We start from the raw sequence: 14,137 nt of genomic DNA on the forward strand, positions 1-14,137 counted from the left end.
CCATGGGCCTGCTGATACAGAAGTTCGGGGGGACGTCGGTCGCCGACGCCGATCGGATCCGGGCGGTGGCCCGCCGCATCGCCGCCAGCCGCGAGGAGGGCCACGAGCTGGTGGTCGTCGTCTCGGCCATGGGCCACACCACCGACCAGCTGACCGGCATGGCCGCCAGCCTCTGCAGCGATCCCCCCCGCCGGGAGATGGACATGCTGCTGGCCACGGGCGAGCAGGTGTCGATCGCCCTGCTGGCCATGGCCCTCCATGCCGAAGGCGTGCCCGCCGTCTCGATGACCGGGACCCAGGCCGGGATCATCACCGAATCGGCCCATGGCCGGGCCCGGATCCTGGAGGTGCGCACCGAACGGCTGCGCCGCCTGCTGGAGGACGGCCTGGTGGTGGTGGTGGCCGGCTTCCAGGGCACCAGCAGCGGCCACGCCGGCACCCCGGAGATCACCACCCTGGGCCGGGGCGGTTCCGACACCTCCGCGGTAGCGCTGGCGGCCGCCCTCGGCGCCGACGGCTGCGAGATCTACACCGACGTGCCCGGGGTGCTCACCACCGACCCCCGCAAGGTGAGCGACGCCCAGCTGATGGAGAGCGTCAGCTGCGACGAGATGCTGGAGCTGGCGAGCCTCGGGGCCGCGGTGCTCCACCCCCGGGCCGTGGAGATCGCCCGCAACTACGGGGTGCCCCTGACGGTGCGCTCCAGCTGGAGCCAGGCCCCCGGCACCCGGCTCACCAGCGGTCCGGCCCGCCCGATCGGCAGTGAGGGGCTGGAGCTGGGCCGGCCCGTGGACGGGGCCGAACTGGAGGCCGACCAGGCGGTGCTGGCCCTCTCCCACGTGCCCGACCGGCCGGGGGTGGCCGCCACCCTGTTCGAGGCCCTCGGCGCCGCCGGCCTCAACGTCGACCTGATCGTCCAGGCGATCCACGAGGGCGCCAGCAACGACATCGCCTTCACCCTGGCGGCGACGGAGATGGAGCGTGCCCGCCAGGTGTGCCAGGAGGTGCTGGCGGCGATGGGGGCCGATGGGGCCCAGCTCTCGGCCGAGGCGGGCATGGCCAAGCTCAGCATCGCCGGGGCCGGCATCCTGGGTCGCCCCGGGGTGGCGGCCCGGCTGTTCGACACCATGGCCCGCCTCGGCATCAACCTGCGCCTGATCGCCACCAGCGAGGTGAAGGTGAGCTGCGTGGTGGATGGCCAGCTGGGGGCCCGGGCCCTGCGGGCCGCCGGCGAGGCCTTCGAGCTCTCCGACCAGCAGCTGCGCCACGATCCGCCCCCCTGCCACCTGGGCGATCCGGCGGTGCGGGGCGTGGCCCTCGACCGCGACCAGGTGCAGGTGTCGGTGCGGCGGGTGCCCGACCGGCCGGGGGTCGCCGCGGCCATCTGCCGGGCCCTGGCCGATGCGGGCATCAGCCTCGACGCCATCGTGCAGTCGGAGCGCACCCACGGCGGCCCCGAGGACCGGCGGCGGGACATGAGCTTCACCCTGCGCCGCGACGACCGGCCGGGGGCCGAACGGGCCCTGGCCCCGATCCTGCGCCAGTGGGACGGCGCCGGCTTCGAGGAGGGCCCGGCCATCGCCAGGGTCAGCGCCGTGGGCGCCGGGATGGCCTGCACCGCCGGCACGGCGGCGCGGATGTTCCGCTCCCTGGCCGACGCGGGCATCAACATCTCCCTGATCGCCACCAGCGAGATCCGCACCAGCTGCGTGGTGGCAGAGGCCGATGGCGTGCGCGCGCTCCAGGCCGTGCACCAGGCCTTCGGCCTCGGCGGCGCCGAGCTGCACGCGGCCGAGGGGACGGAGGGGCCAGCCTGACCGCGGCTTCCTAGTCTTGGGGCGCGCCAGGAACGGGACATGTTGGTTCGGTTCTGGGGAACCCGCGGTTCGATCGCCAAACCCGGCCCGGACACCTTCCGCTTCGGTGGCAACACCTCCTGCGTGGAGGTCCGCTCCGACGCCGGCACCCTGCTGGTGATCGACTGCGGCACCGGTGCCCACGGCCTGGGCCAGGCCCTGATGCAGGAGCGTCCCGACGGCATGGAGGGGTCGCTGCTGATCAGCCACACCCATTGGGACCACATCCAGGGCTTTCCCTTCTTCGCCCCCTTCTTCGCCCCTGGCCACACCTGGGATGTCTTCGGACCCAGCGGCCTCTCGGGAAGCCTGCGCAGCGTGCTCTCCGGCCAGATGCAGCACGCCTACTTCCCCGTCACCCTCGAGCAGTTCGCGGCCACGATCCGCTACCACGACCTGCACGAGGGCACCTTCCGGATCGGGGATGTGACGATCACGACCCACCTGCTCAACCATCCCGCCCTCACCCTGGCCTACCGGCTCCAGGCGGACGGGGCCACGGTCATCTACTGCTGCGACCACGAACCCCACGACCCCGCCCTGGCCAGCGGCCTCGGTCCGCTCTCCGGCCAGGACCTGCACTACGCCGCGTTCATCGAGGGGGCCGACCTGGTGATCCATGACGCCCAGTACACCGCCCTGGAGTTCCCGGCCAAGCTCGGCTGGGGCCACAGCTCGGTGGAGTATGCCGTGCGCCTCTGCGAGGAGGCCGGGGTGGCCCGGCTGGCGCTCACCCACCACGACCCCCTGCGCAACGACGCGACCATCGACCTGATCCTGGCCGGCGTGCGCGCCGATCTGGCCGCGCGGGGCAGCCCCCTGGAGGTGCTGGCGGCTGCGGAGGGCCTGGTGCTGCACACCACCCCCCGGACCCCGGAGGCCGCCAACGGCGCCCCGCCGGCCGCAGCCGGGACCGACCCCACCGCCGGGGCCCTCAGCGGCGATCCCGGCGGCCCTCCGGCCCTGGTCTGGGTGACGGACCGGGATCTGGAGGCGGCCCTCACCACCGCCCTGCGCCTCGAGGGCCTGCCCTTTCATGTCTGCGGCGGCGAAGCCGATCTGACGCAGCGTCTCGAGCGTGACGGGGCCTCCCTGCTGCTGCTGGAGCAGGCGCTCCCCGTCCGCGATGGCCCCGGCCTGGTCCGCAGGCTGCAGGAGACCCCGGCCATGGCGGCGGCCGAAATCCCCGTCGTGATGCTGGCGGCCGCGGAGGAGCAGGCCCGCCACGACGATCCCCTGGTCAGCGAGTGGCTGGTGCTGCCCGTCTCCGAGAGCTACCTGCGGGCCCGGATCCGGGCCTGGAGCCTGCGCACCCCCTGCCGCTGGGAGCGGGCCCGGCCGCCTCAGGACGAGGAACGGCGCCTGCAGCGGCTGGCTGAGCTGGGTCTGCTGGACACGGAGCGGGAGGAACGCTTCGACCGACTGACCCGGATCGCCGCTGCCGCCTTCGATGTGCCGATCGCCCTGATCAGCCTGATCGATGCCGAGCGGCAGTGGTTCAAGTCCTGCCATGGCCTGGCCACCTGCCAGACCTCCCGCGACCTGGCCTTCTGTGCCCATGCCATCAGCCAGCGGTCGGACCTGCTGGTGGCGGACACCTGGCTCGATGAACGCTTCGCGGAGAATCCCCTGGTGCTGGGAGAACCCCGGATCCGCTTCTACGCCGGCTCGCCCCTGATCCTCGACGACGGCACCTGTCTGGGCACACTGTGTCTGATTGACACCCGCCCGCGTCAGCTCAGCGGCGCCGAGCTCTCCCTGCTCCACGACCTGCGCGACCTTGTGCTTCTGGAGCTGTCCCCCCAGCCATGGCCCGTCGCCCTCCACCATTCCTGAACGGGCTGGTCGGTGTTCTCCTGCTGCCAGTCCTGGGCAGCTGCCAGCCCGCAGCCGTCTCCGCCCCGGTGCGCAGCGTGCCGGTGGTGGATGGGCTCGAGCACCCCTGGGCCGTGGCCTGGTTGCCGGGGGGCGACCTGCTGATCACGGAGCGGCCGGGCCGGCTGCGCCTGGTGCGGGGCGGCGTGCTGCAGGCCGAGCCGATCCGCGGCGTGCCGGAGGTGCTGGCCGCCGGCCAGGGGGGCCTGCTGGATGTGGCCGTCCATCCCGACTTCGCCACCAACCGCTGGATCTATCTCACCTACGCCGCCGGCAGCAGCGAGACCAACCAGACCCGGCTGGCCCGGGCCCGCTTCGATGGCCGGGCCCTCAGCGATCTGCAGGTGCTGTACGCGGTGCCGCAGCGCAAGAGCGGCGCCCAGCACTTCGGCTCCCGCCTGCTCTGGCTCCCCGATGGCACCCTGCTGCTGGCGATCGGAGACGGGGGCAATCCTCCGATCGAGCTGGAGGGGCAACTGATCCGCCTCCAGGCCCAGAACCCGGGCAGCGCCCTGGGCAAGGTGCTGCGGCTCAATGCGGACGGCACACCGGCCCGGGGCAATCCCTTCGCCGGCCAGGCCGGCGCGCTGCCGGGGCTGTGGAGTCTCGGCCACCGCAACATCCAGGGGCTGGCCCTCGATCGCCGCACGGGCCGGGTCTGGGCGAGCGAACATGGCGCCCGCGATGGCGATGAGCTCAACCGGATCGAGGCCGGCCTGAACTACGGCTGGCCGCGGGTGACCCACAGCCGTGAGTACTTCGGCCCGCCCATCGCCCCGGCCACCAGCGCCCCGGGCCTGCGGGATCCGGTCATCGTCTGGACGCCCGCCATCGCCCCCTCCGGCCTGGCCGTCTACGACGGCGACCGCTACCCGGACTGGCGTGGCGACCTCTTCGCCGGTGGACTGGTGTCGCGGCAGGTGCACCGGCTGCGTCTGGATCCGCAGGGATCCGTGGCTGGACAGCAGGAGATTGCGATCGGGGCCAGGGTGCGGGACGTGCGCCAGGGCCCGGATGGTTTCCTGTACGTGCTCACCGACGGCGCCGGCGATGGCCAGCTGCTCCGCCTGGAACCGATCGGCAAGCCCTGATTCCCTTCCCGTGCAACGGCGCTTCTCATGATCCAACCCGTGGAGATCGCCGAAGGCCTGGCAAAGGGTGAGTTCTACCTGGAGTATCTGCCGATCCTGTCCCTCCCGGATCTCCGCTGCATCGGCGCCGAAGCCCTGATCCGCTGGCGGCGAGCCGATGGCTCTCTGGTGATGCCCGGGGAGTTCATCCCGTCCCTGGAGTCCACGCCCGCCTCGGGTGTGCTCACCTGCTGGGTGGTCGAGACCGCGGCGGCGGAACTCAGCGACTGGCTGCGGTGCCATCCCGACGTGCATCTCAGTCTCAACATTCCACCGGAGATCGTCGGTCGGGGCGGGGTCTATTACACCGCCATGACATCCGGCCTGGCCGACATGATTCCCCAGCTGATCCTGGAGGTGACCGAGCGGGGACTTCCCGATGCCCTGGGCCTGGAGGGCCTGCTCCAGGCCCAGCAACTCGGCATCAGGATCGCGCTCGATGATGTCAACCTGCTGGGGGGAGCCAATCTCGCCATCCTCAGCCGTTGCCCGTTCGACATCATCAAGGTGGATCGCCACCTGCTGGCCATGATCACCCCGGAGAGGCCCAATCCCGAGTGGCTGGAGGGACTCGCCGCCCTGATCCGTTCGTCCCGGCTGATGGTCATCGCCGAAGGGGTCGAGACGGCCCAGCAGCTCCAGGCGCTTGTGCAGGCGGGGGTCCAGGCCGCCCAGGGCTTCCACCTGTCCCCTCCCATTGCCGCCGCCGACCTGATCGCCTTCCATCAGCGAACCCATGGGCCGGAGGACGCTGACGGGGACCTCCAGCCGTGAAGTAGGAAAGGACGACTTCTGCAGATGGCTCCCATGGCCCGGCGCGCCGCCACTTCCTTCCTGAGCGACTTCAAGGATTTCATCAACAAGGGCAACGTGGTCGACCTGGCCGTGGCCGTGGTCATCGGCGGTGCCTTCGGCAAGGTGGTCGACGCCGTCGTCAGCCTGGTGATGACGAGCCTGCTGGAGCCGGCCCTGAAGGCGGCGCAGGTGGATTCGATCAACGCCTGGCCTGCCGGGTCCGTGATCGTGGCCCTGATCAACTTCCTGGTGATCGCCTTCGTGGTGTTCCTGATCGTGCGGGCGATCGAGGCGATGAAACGCCAGGAGGAGGCCCGGGCCGCCGATGCCGGGCCCGATCCCCAGGCCGAACTGGCGGCCGCGGCCAACCGCCTGGCCGAAGCCCTCGAGCGGCGAGCGCTCTAGGCCGCGGGCCGTCCCACCAGCTTGTGGCGCAGGTTCTTGATGCGGTCCCGCAGGTTGGCCGCCTCCTCGAACTCCAGGCTCTTGGCCGCCGCCTTCATCTTGTCCTCCAGCTGGGTGATCAGCTCGGGCAGGGCATCGAGGGGCACCTCATTGTGCTCGGCCTGCTCGGCCGCCTCCTCCAGCTGGTCGTCGCTGAGCCGGCGGGACAGCTCCAGGAAGGAGAGGATCGCATTGCCGGCGCGCTTGCCGGCCGGCGTGGGGGTGATGCCGTGGCGTTCGTTGTAGGCGTGCTGGATCACCCGGCGCCGCTCCGTCTCGGAGATCGCCTTGGCCATCGAATCGGTGAGGTTGTCGGCGTAGAGGAGGGCCACCCCGTCGATGTGGCGGGCCGCCCGGCCGATGGTCTGGATGAGGGAGCGCTCCGCCCGCAGGAAGCCCTCCTTGTCGGCATCGAGGATCGCCACCAGGGACACCTCGGGCAGGTCGAGACCCTCCCGCAGCAGGTTGACGCCCACGAGCACGTCGTAGGCGCCATTGCGCAGGTCCTGAATGATCTCGATCCGCTCAATCGAATGGATCTCCGAGTGCAGATAGCGCACCCGCACCCCGTTCTCGGCCAGGTAGTCGGTGAGGTCCTCGGCCATCCGCTTGGTGAGGGTGGTGACCAGCACGCGCTCCTGGCGGTCGGCCCGCAGGCGGATCTCGCCGAGCAGATCGTCCACCTGGCCCTCCGACGGGCGCACCTCCACGATCGGATCGAGAACGCCGGTGGGGCGGATCACCTGCTCTACCACCTGGCCCTTGCTCTGGGTCAGCTCCCAGGCCCCGGGGGTGGCCGAGACGAAGATGGTCTGGCGGGCCTTCTCCCAGAACTCGTCCCCCTTGAGGGGCCGGTTGTCGGCGGCGCTGGGCAGCCGGAAGCCGTGCTCGATCAGCACCTGCTTGCGGCTCTGGTCGCCGTTGTACATGGCCTGGAGCTGGGAGCAGGTGACGTGGCTCTCATCCACCACCAGCAGCCAGTCGTCGGGGAAGTAATCGATCAGGCATTCGGGCGGGGTGCCAGCCTCCCGACCGGCCAGGTGCCGGGCGTAGTTTTCCACCCCGTTGCAGTAGCCCACCTGCTCGAGCATCTCCAGGTCGTAGCTGGTGCGCTGCTCGAGACGCTGGGCCTCCAGCAGCCGCCCCTGGCCGTTGAGCACCTCCAGCCGTTCGCGCAGTTCGGTCCTGATCGCCTGGATCGCCCCCTGCAGCCGCTCCTTCGGGGTCACGAAGTGCTTGGCCGGGTAGATGTTGATGGTCTCCAGGCTCTGGAGGATCTCGCCGGTGGTGGGATCCACGTAGCGGATCGCCTCCACCTCATCGCCGAACAGCTCGATCCGCACCAGCCGGTCCTCGTAGGCCGGACCGATCTCCAGCACATCGCCCCGCACCCGGAAGCGGCCGCGGCTGATCTCGATGTCGTTGCGGGAGTACTGGTTGTTGACCAGACCCCGCAGGGAGCCGCGCAGATCGAGCTTGTCGCCCACCGCGAATTTGACGGCGGCCTTGAGGTACTCCGAGGGGATGCCCAGGCCGTAGATGCAGCTGATCGAGGCCACGACAATCACATCGCGCCGCTCGAACAGCGACCGGGTGGCCGAGTGCCGCAACATGTCGATCTCCTCGTTGATCGAGGCGGTCTTGGCGATGTAGGTGTCCGAGACGGGAACGTAGGCCTCGGGCTGGTAGTAGTCGTAGTAGGAGATGAAGTATTCGACGGCATTGTTGGGGAAGAACTCCCGCAGCTCGTTGCAGAGCTGGGCCGCCAGGGTCTTGTTGTGGGCCAGCACCAGGGTGGGGCGCCCCGTGCGGGCGATCACGTTGGCGATGGAGAAGGTCTTGCCGGTGCCGGTGGCACCGAGGAGGGTCTGGAAGCGTTCGCCCCCGTCGACGCCCTTCACCATCGCTTCGATGGCGGCGGGTTGGTCGCCCTTCGGTTCGTAGGGGGCGTGAAGCTGGAATGGCATCGGACCATTCTGGCGGTCACGACGGGGGAACGCCCCGGCGGGGAAAACCGATCAGCCCACCCCGGAAGCCGCCGCCATCGCCCGGGTCAGGGGCACATCCAGACCCATCCAACCCAGCACCACACTGCTCAGCACGCTGTAGGCCAGGGCCCCGAGGATGGCGCTGATCAGGCCGTTTTGGAGCCGGAACCCGTTGATCAGCCAGGCGGCCAGGCTGAACAGGATGATCGTGATCAGCCAGTTGAACAGGAACGACACCGGGCTGATCAGGCCCCCCAGGGAGGAGACGAACCAGACCGGCCCCAGCAGGAGCTTCAGGGGCAGCACCAGCAGGGTGCCCAGCAGGGCGATGACGATGGCCGAGAGCAGGGCGGAGGAGAAGCTCGCCAGCTCCACCCCCACGGGCAGTCGCGCCACCAGCAGCAGAATGAGGGCCCGGATCGGCCATTGCAGGAGCCAGGTGAGCGAGCCCATGGGGAGCGATACCAGAAGACTTTCAGCTTACTGAGGCTGTTCGTTTTGAACCATCGACGCCAGGGGCAGGGCTTCCCGCAGGGCACGCACCACCGCCACCATGGCGAGCTCATCGTCGAGGCGGTTGACGGCGGAGCCGACCCCGACGCCGGCAGCGCCGGCGGCCAGGGCCATCGACACCGTGACGGCCGAGAGTCCGGAGGCACACAGCACCGGCACAGCCACCGCCCGGCTGATGGCATGGGCCGCCGCCAGGGTCGGAGCGGCCTTCTCGATCAGGCCCAGGGCACCGGGGCTGAGGGGGCGGGCGCTGGTGCCGCCCTCGGTCTGGATCAGATCGGCGCCGGCGGCCACCAGCTCCACCGCCAGACGCTCCTGCCCATCGAGGGGAAGGGTGTGGGGCACGGTGACAGAGAGCACCGTCTCCGGCAGCAGCGCCCGGGTGCGACGGGTGAGCGCGAGCACTTCGGCGGCACCGAAGATCCGCCCCTGGGGATAGAAGCTGTCGTAGTTGCCGATCTCCACCATGGCGGCACCGGCTTCCACGGCCGGCGGGAACAGGAGCGGATCCACCGCCGAGACGCAGACCGGCAGACCCGGTGCCAGCGCCACGGCCAGGCGCACCAGGGTGGGGTCACAGGCCAGATCCACCAGGTCGGCGCCACCGGCGGCGGCGGCCCGGACCACCCGCTGCACCCGGGCCGCGTCGAAGTTGTCGAGGCCGGCGATGACTTTCAGCGCCCGCCCCTGACGTATCGCCTGCTGCAGGGCGGTGGGCAGGCTGGAGAGGCGGGTCATCGGCGGATGGAAAGACGCAGACGGTGATTCTCCCACCCGACCCATGCCAGACGCCGCGGCCCTGGGGACGCGACCAGACGCGCCTGCACCGGCACCTGCTGCGGCGGCCCTCCCTGCTGCCGCCGGGGGGGGCGCTGCTGGTGGCCGTGTCCGGCGGCCAGGACTCCATGGCCCTGACCACCCTCCTGCTGGACCTCCAGCCGCTCCACGGCTGGCAGCTGCAGCTGTGGCACGGCGATCACGGCTGGCGCCGGGAATCGGCGCGCCAGGCGGCGGACCTGGCCCGGTGGGCCCGCAGCCAGGGACTGGATCTGGGGCTCGACCGGGCCGATCCGGCGCCCGGCAGCGAAGCCGCGGCCCGGGAGTGGCGCTACGGCTGCCTGGCCGCGGCGGCCCTCCAGGGGCGCTGCACCCATGTGGTGACGGGCCACACCGCCAGTGACCGGGCCGAGACCGTGCTGCTCAACCTGGCCCGCGGCAGCCACCTGCGGGGCCTGGCCAGCCTCGGGGCCAGCCGGCCCCTGGCCCCGGCCGCCGGCCCCCTGCGGCTGGCCCGCCCGCTGCTGATCTTCGACCGCAGCGACACCAGCCGCCTCTGCCGGGAGCGGGGCCTGCCCGTCTGGACGGACAGCAGCAACGCGGATCTGCGTTTCGCCCGCAACCGGCTGCGGGCCGACGTGATGCCGGTGCTGGAGGCCCTCCATCCCGGGGCCAGCCGGCGGATCAGCGCCCAGGCGGAACGCCTGGAGGCGCAGTTCGAGGCCGAGACGGAACTGCTGGACCTGGCTCTGGAGCGACTCCAGCAGGGAGAGCTCCCCGCACGGCTGCAGCGTCGGCGGCTGTCCTGCCTGGCCCCGGCCAGCCAGCGACGTCTGCTGCACCACTGGCTGCGGCGGTACCTCGGGCGAGAGCCGGGATCGAGGAGCCTCGAAACCCTGGTGGATCGGCTGATCCGCGGGGGGGACACGGGCCGGCTGGATCTGACCGGAGGATGGCAACTGCACTGGGATCCCAGCACACTGTGGGTCCGCCCACCCGACCCGCTCCATGGCTGAGACCAGCGCCAATGACGCCGCCCAGCGCTATGCGGTGATCGAGCAGGCCTACTCCAGGGAGAAGTGGGCCACGGTGCTGGCCGACGGGGCCGAACTGCTGCAACAGCTGCAACCCTCGGACAATCCCCAGCTCACCGGGCTGAAGCTGCGGCTCCAGCTGCTGCTGGGTCACACCCAGCTCTACGGCTACGGGGACAAGTCCGCCGCCGCCGGGTACTACGGGACGGTGGCGGAGCAGAACGCCGAGGCCGCCCTCACCAGGATCGCCGAGCAGGGACTCAAGCAGTGTGCGATCGATGAGGACGCCGCCACCTCGACCCCGGGGTCGGCCGTGGCGGACACCGTCGCCCCCGGTCCGGAGTTCCTGGTCGCGGGGGCCGCAGGCTTGGCCGTCACCGCGCAGGCGGTCACCGGCCCGGCGGCCCCCTGGCTGACCACGGCGCCGGCCGCAACCACCGCACCCGCAACCACCGCACCCGCAGCCGCCGCCCCAGCCGCCGCCGCCGACCTGGAGCCGGCAACGGCGGGGGAAGAGGCTCCGGCAGGGCCGCCGGCCGCCACTCCGGCCGCTCCATGGGCCGAGCCCTCGCTGATTCCGGAGGTGGTGGAGGAGCCCGAGCTGATCGAGCTGCACCAGGCGGATCCGGCCCTGGCCGACGACGTGGAGCTGAGTTGGCAGGAGTCCACCCCCGCCACGGCTGCGCCGGTGGGCAAGGAGGAAGATGAGGAGCTGCTCAGCGGCCTGATGCTGGTCAGGGTCCGCTGAGTCCGCCCCCTGGCGATCAGCCGGCCGCGGCAGCCGAGCGGCGGCGACGCACGCGACCGGTGGGTTCCGGCTCCTCGACGGGGGCCTTGCTGGCGGCGGCCACCGGGGCCGGAACGGCGGCGCTGGCCGGAGCCGCCGCCGGGGCGGCCGAAGCCGCAGCGGTCACCAGCTGGCGCTGGGGCACGGCGGCGGGCTGGCGCCCACCTCCATCCCTGCGGCCGCCGCGAGGCGCCGGACGGGTGTCAGGTTCGGCATCGGCCCGGCCCTTGTAGGCCGGGGTGCCGGCCGGCGCGGGCTGCACCAGGCAGATGATCAGCGGGTCCACCTGCAGCTCGCGGCGCAGGCGGCGCTGCAGGCCCACCTCCACCTCCCGCTGCACACCCACCCAATCGACATCCGGGGCCTTGCCGCCGGTGTTGCGGGCCAGTTGGTTCCAGCGGTTCTCCAGCACCCAGGTGATCTCCCGCTCGGCCCAGACCGAGAGCTTGCGGGCATCGGCGGCGGTGACCACACCGCGCAGGTTCACCCGTGGCGGCGCCGCCATCACACCGTCGGTGGTGATCACCGCCAGCAGGGTGATGACGCCGTCCTCCGCGAGCTGCTGGCGCTCCTTGAGCACCCGGGCATCGACGATGCCGTTACGGGAGGCGTCAAGCAGCTCAATGCCCGCCTTCACCGGCTCACCCTTGTGGATGGTGTCGGGGGTGAGCTCGACCACATCGCCGTTGTCGATGATCAGAATGTGATCGGCCGGGATGCCCATCGACTGGGCCGTCTTGGAATGGCAGACGAGCATGCGGTGCTCGCCGTGCACGGGCACGAAGAATTTCGGCTTGGCCAGCGCCAGCATGAGCTTGTGGTCCTCCTGGCAGCCGTGGCCGGAGACGTGGATGCCCTCGCCCTTGCCATAGACCACCTTGGCGCCCATCATCATCAGTCGGTCGATGGTGTTCACCACCGAGATGGTGTTTCCGGGGATCGGGCTGGCGGAGAAGATGATCGTGTCGGTGGACTTCACCTGCACCTGAGGATGTTCGCCACGGGAGATACGGCTCAGGGCCGCCAGCGGTTCGCCCTGGCTGCCGGTCATCAGCAGCAGGGTTTCCCGGTCGGGCAGGTCACGGATCTGCTTGATGGGAACGAACAGATCGTCGGGGGCCCGCATGTAGCCGAGCTCCCGGGCCTTGGCGATCACGTTGAGCATGGAGCGGCCCAGCAGCCCCACCTTGCGGCCGTTCTTCATCGCCAGTTCCAGGATCATCGACACACGATGAATCGAGCTGGCGAAGGTGGTGATGATCACCCGGCCTTCGGCCTGGCTGATGTGGCGATCCAGGTTCGGGAACACGGCCCGCTCCGGCGGGGTGAACCCGGGGATCTCGGCGTTGGTGGAATCGCTGAACAGACACAGAACGCCCTGCTCGCCGTAATGGGCCAGGCGCTGCAGGTCAAAGGCCTCACCATCGACGGGGGTGTGGTCGAACTTGAAGTCACCGGTGAAGATGACCACGCCGACGGGGGTGGTGATGGCCAGCGTGAAGCTGTCGGCCATCGAGTGGGTGTTGCGGATGAACTCCACCTTGAAGTGCTGACCCACATGCACCACATCCCGAGGACCGACCGTCTGGATGGTGGTGCGGTCGGTGACGCCCGCCTCCTCCATCTTCCCCTGCAGCATCGACATCGCCAGCCGCGGGCCGTAGATGATGGGGATGTTGAAGTTCTTGAGGTGGTGCGGGATGCCACCGATGTGATCTTCGTGGCCATGGGTGACCACCATGCCGCGGATGCGCTTCTGGTTCTCGCGCAGATAGCTGGTGTCGGGCATGACCACGTTGACGCCGTGCATGCCATCGCTGGGGAATGCGAGACCGGCATCGACGAGCATCAGCTCATCGCCGTATTCGAAGACGCAGGTGTTCTTGCCGATCTCGTGCAGGCCGCCCAGCGGAATGACACGCAGGCCCTGGTGCTTGGCTTTGGCGCCGTTGCCGGAGCGGACGATGGGATTGGCGTTCTGACTGGACATGTAGGGAAGGACTCAGGGGGGTGATGAAAGGAAACGTGGAGCGGAAATGGAGGTGACTCTGGACATCAGCCTTGGCGTCAGGTGGGACGCAGGGCAGCCAGGATCGAGGAAAGACGCTGTCGCACGGCGGTATCGGCGGAAAGAAGGGGAAGTCGGGGGGCACCCACCGGCCAGCCGCTGATCTCCAGGGCGGCTTTGACGGGGATGGGATTGGTGGTGCAGAAGAGCGCCCTGCACAGGGGCAGCAACTGCTGGTGCTCGTCGCGGGCGGCGGCGACGTCGCCGCTCAGGAAGGCCTGGAGCATGGCCCGGATCCTGGGACCCACCAGATGGCTGGCCACGCTGACCACGCCCACCGCACCCACCGCCAGCATCGGCAGGGTGAGGGCGTCGTCGCCGCTGTAGATCGCCAGGCGATCGCCGCAGAGCTCCCGCAGCCGGCTGACCTCCTCGGTGGTGCCGCTGGCAGCCTTGAAGCCCACCACGTTGGCCTCATCGAGCAGGCGGGCCGTGGTGTCAGGGGCCAGGCTGCAGCCGGTACGGCCGGGGATGTTGTAGAGCATCAGGGGCAGCTCCGGAGCGGCCTGGGCCACGGCGCGGAAATGGGCTTCGAGGCCCTCCTGGGGCGGCTTGTTGTAGTAGGGCACCACCACCAGGGCGCCGTCGGCACCCAGGGCGGCGGCCTCACCGGTGGCTTCCACGGCTTCGGCTGTGCAGTTGCTGCCGCTGCCGGCCAGCAGGGTGGCGCGACTTCCCACCGCCCCCTTCACGGCGGCAAAGAGCTCATGCTGCTCCTGCCAGGTGAGGGTGGGGGACTCCCCGGTGGTGCCGCACAGCACCAGGCCATCGGACCCGTGGCGGACCAGATGGTCCGCCAGCCGGGCCGCCAGCTCCAGATCGACGGCCCCGTCCGGCTGGAAGGGGGTCACCATGGCCGTGAGCACCCGC

12 protein-coding genes are annotated in these 14,137 nt (G+C 70.5%); 7 read left to right on the forward strand and 5 right to left on the reverse strand.

The window, feature by feature from the left end; translation table 11 throughout:
* Positions 1–2: 2 nt before the first annotated feature.
* From CYAGR_RS10720 to mscL, 5 genes are read left to right on the forward strand one after another with little or no spacing between them, the layout of a single operon-like run.
* Positions 3–1,817, forward strand: coding sequence for an aspartate kinase (locus tag CYAGR_RS10720; protein ID WP_015109831.1), 1,815 nt, complete (start codon positions 3–5; stop codon positions 1,815–1,817).
* A gap of 39 nt (positions 1,818–1,856) precedes the next feature.
* A complete protein-coding gene (locus tag CYAGR_RS10725; protein ID WP_015109832.1) occupies positions 1,857–3,692 on the forward strand; it encodes an MBL fold metallo-hydrolase in 1,836 nt (611 codons plus the stop codon).
* Positions 3,665–4,822: a PQQ-dependent sugar dehydrogenase gene (locus CYAGR_RS10730; RefSeq protein WP_015109833.1), complete on the forward strand. Its 1,158-nt coding sequence runs from the start codon at positions 3,665–3,667 to the stop codon at positions 4,820–4,822. Before CYAGR_RS10725 ends, CYAGR_RS10730 begins: the two co-directional genes overlap by 28 nt.
* Before the next feature lie 27 nt (positions 4,823–4,849).
* Positions 4,850–5,635 carry an EAL domain-containing protein gene (locus CYAGR_RS10735; RefSeq protein WP_043325738.1) on the forward strand — a complete coding sequence of 262 codons (786 nt, stop codon included), beginning with the start codon at positions 4,850–4,852 and terminating at the stop codon, positions 5,633–5,635.
* Between the two features lie 24 nt (positions 5,636–5,659).
* Complete coding sequence (gene mscL, locus CYAGR_RS10740; protein WP_425386779.1) at positions 5,660–6,061, forward strand: large conductance mechanosensitive channel protein MscL; 402 nt, start codon at positions 5,660–5,662, stop codon at positions 6,059–6,061.
* On the opposite strand, the gene uvrB is transcribed toward mscL, so the two are convergent.
* From uvrB to CYAGR_RS10755, 3 genes are read right to left on the reverse strand one after another with little or no spacing between them, the layout of a single operon-like run.
* Positions 6,058–8,067: an excinuclease ABC subunit UvrB gene (gene uvrB, locus CYAGR_RS10745; RefSeq protein WP_015109835.1), complete on the reverse strand. Its 2,010-nt coding sequence runs from the start codon at positions 8,065–8,067 to the stop codon at positions 6,058–6,060. The two genes, mscL and uvrB, sit on opposite strands and share 4 nt — an antisense overlap.
* A gap of 51 nt (positions 8,068–8,118) precedes the next feature.
* Complete coding sequence (locus tag CYAGR_RS10750) at positions 8,119–8,541, reverse strand: phage holin family protein (RefSeq protein ID WP_015109836.1); 423 nt, start codon at positions 8,539–8,541, stop codon at positions 8,119–8,121.
* Between the two features lie 27 nt (positions 8,542–8,568).
* Complete coding sequence (locus tag CYAGR_RS10755) at positions 8,569–9,339, reverse strand: DUF561 domain-containing protein (protein ID WP_015109837.1); 771 nt, start codon at positions 9,337–9,339, stop codon at positions 8,569–8,571.
* A 23-nt stretch (positions 9,340–9,362) separates the two neighbouring features.
* Between CYAGR_RS10755 and tilS the strand changes: the two genes are divergently transcribed.
* Both tilS and CYAGR_RS10765 read left to right on the forward strand, forming a co-directional pair.
* On the forward strand, positions 9,363–10,394 hold the full coding sequence (gene tilS / locus CYAGR_RS10760; protein ID WP_015109838.1) for a tRNA lysidine(34) synthetase TilS: 1,032 nt from the start codon (positions 9,363–9,365) through the stop codon (positions 10,392–10,394).
* Positions 10,387–11,160: a hypothetical protein gene (locus CYAGR_RS10765; protein ID WP_015109839.1), complete on the forward strand. Its 774-nt coding sequence runs from the start codon at positions 10,387–10,389 to the stop codon at positions 11,158–11,160. The genes tilS and CYAGR_RS10765 overlap by 8 nt, the downstream gene beginning before the upstream one ends.
* Before the next feature lie 16 nt (positions 11,161–11,176).
* On the opposite strand, the gene CYAGR_RS10770 is transcribed toward CYAGR_RS10765, so the two are convergent.
* The gene (locus CYAGR_RS10770; RefSeq protein ID WP_015109840.1) at positions 11,177–13,189 is read right to left on the reverse strand and encodes a ribonuclease J; all 2,013 of its coding nucleotides are present in this window, start codon (positions 13,187–13,189) and stop codon (positions 11,177–11,179) included.
* Positions 13,190–13,266: 77 nt separating this feature from the next.
* Entirely contained in the window at positions 13,267–14,121 is an 855-nt protein-coding gene (dapA, locus tag CYAGR_RS10775) for a 4-hydroxy-tetrahydrodipicolinate synthase (protein WP_051017228.1), read from the reverse strand.
* Between the last annotated feature and the right edge of the window lie 16 nt (positions 14,122–14,137).

The organism is Cyanobium gracile PCC 6307 (assembly GCF_000316515.1).
GTDB classification, from domain to species: domain Bacteria; phylum Cyanobacteriota; class Cyanobacteriia; order PCC-6307; family Cyanobiaceae; genus Cyanobium; species Cyanobium gracile.

Coding starts and splice junctions, on each gene's coding strand:
- mscL (WP_425386779.1), top strand. CDS start 5,660: ATGGCTCCCATGGCCCGGCGCGCCGCCACTTCCTTCCTGAGCGACTTC.
- CYAGR_RS10725 (WP_015109832.1), top strand. CDS start 1,857: ATGTTGGTTCGGTTCTGGGGAACCCGCGGTTCGATCGCCAAACCCGGC.
- uvrB (WP_015109835.1), bottom strand. CDS start 8,067: ATGCCATTCCAGCTTCACGCCCCCTACGAACCGAAGGGCGACCAACCC.
- CYAGR_RS10750 (WP_015109836.1), bottom strand. CDS start 8,541: ATGGGCTCGCTCACCTGGCTCCTGCAATGGCCGATCCGGGCCCTCATT.
- CYAGR_RS10755 (WP_015109837.1), bottom strand. CDS start 9,339: ATGACCCGCCTCTCCAGCCTGCCCACCGCCCTGCAGCAGGCGATACGT.
- dapA (WP_051017228.1), bottom strand. CDS start 14,121: ATGGTGACCCCCTTCCAGCCGGACGGGGCCGTCGATCTGGAGCTGGCG.
- CYAGR_RS10765 (WP_015109839.1), top strand. CDS start 10,387: ATGGCTGAGACCAGCGCCAATGACGCCGCCCAGCGCTATGCGGTGATC.
- CYAGR_RS10770 (WP_015109840.1), bottom strand. CDS start 13,189: ATGTCCAGTCAGAACGCCAATCCCATCGTCCGCTCCGGCAACGGCGCC.
- CYAGR_RS10720 (WP_015109831.1), top strand. CDS start 3: ATGGGCCTGCTGATACAGAAGTTCGGGGGGACGTCGGTCGCCGACGCC.
- CYAGR_RS10730 (WP_015109833.1), top strand. CDS start 3,665: ATGGCCCGTCGCCCTCCACCATTCCTGAACGGGCTGGTCGGTGTTCTC.
- CYAGR_RS10735 (WP_043325738.1), top strand. CDS start 4,850: ATGATCCAACCCGTGGAGATCGCCGAAGGCCTGGCAAAGGGTGAGTTC.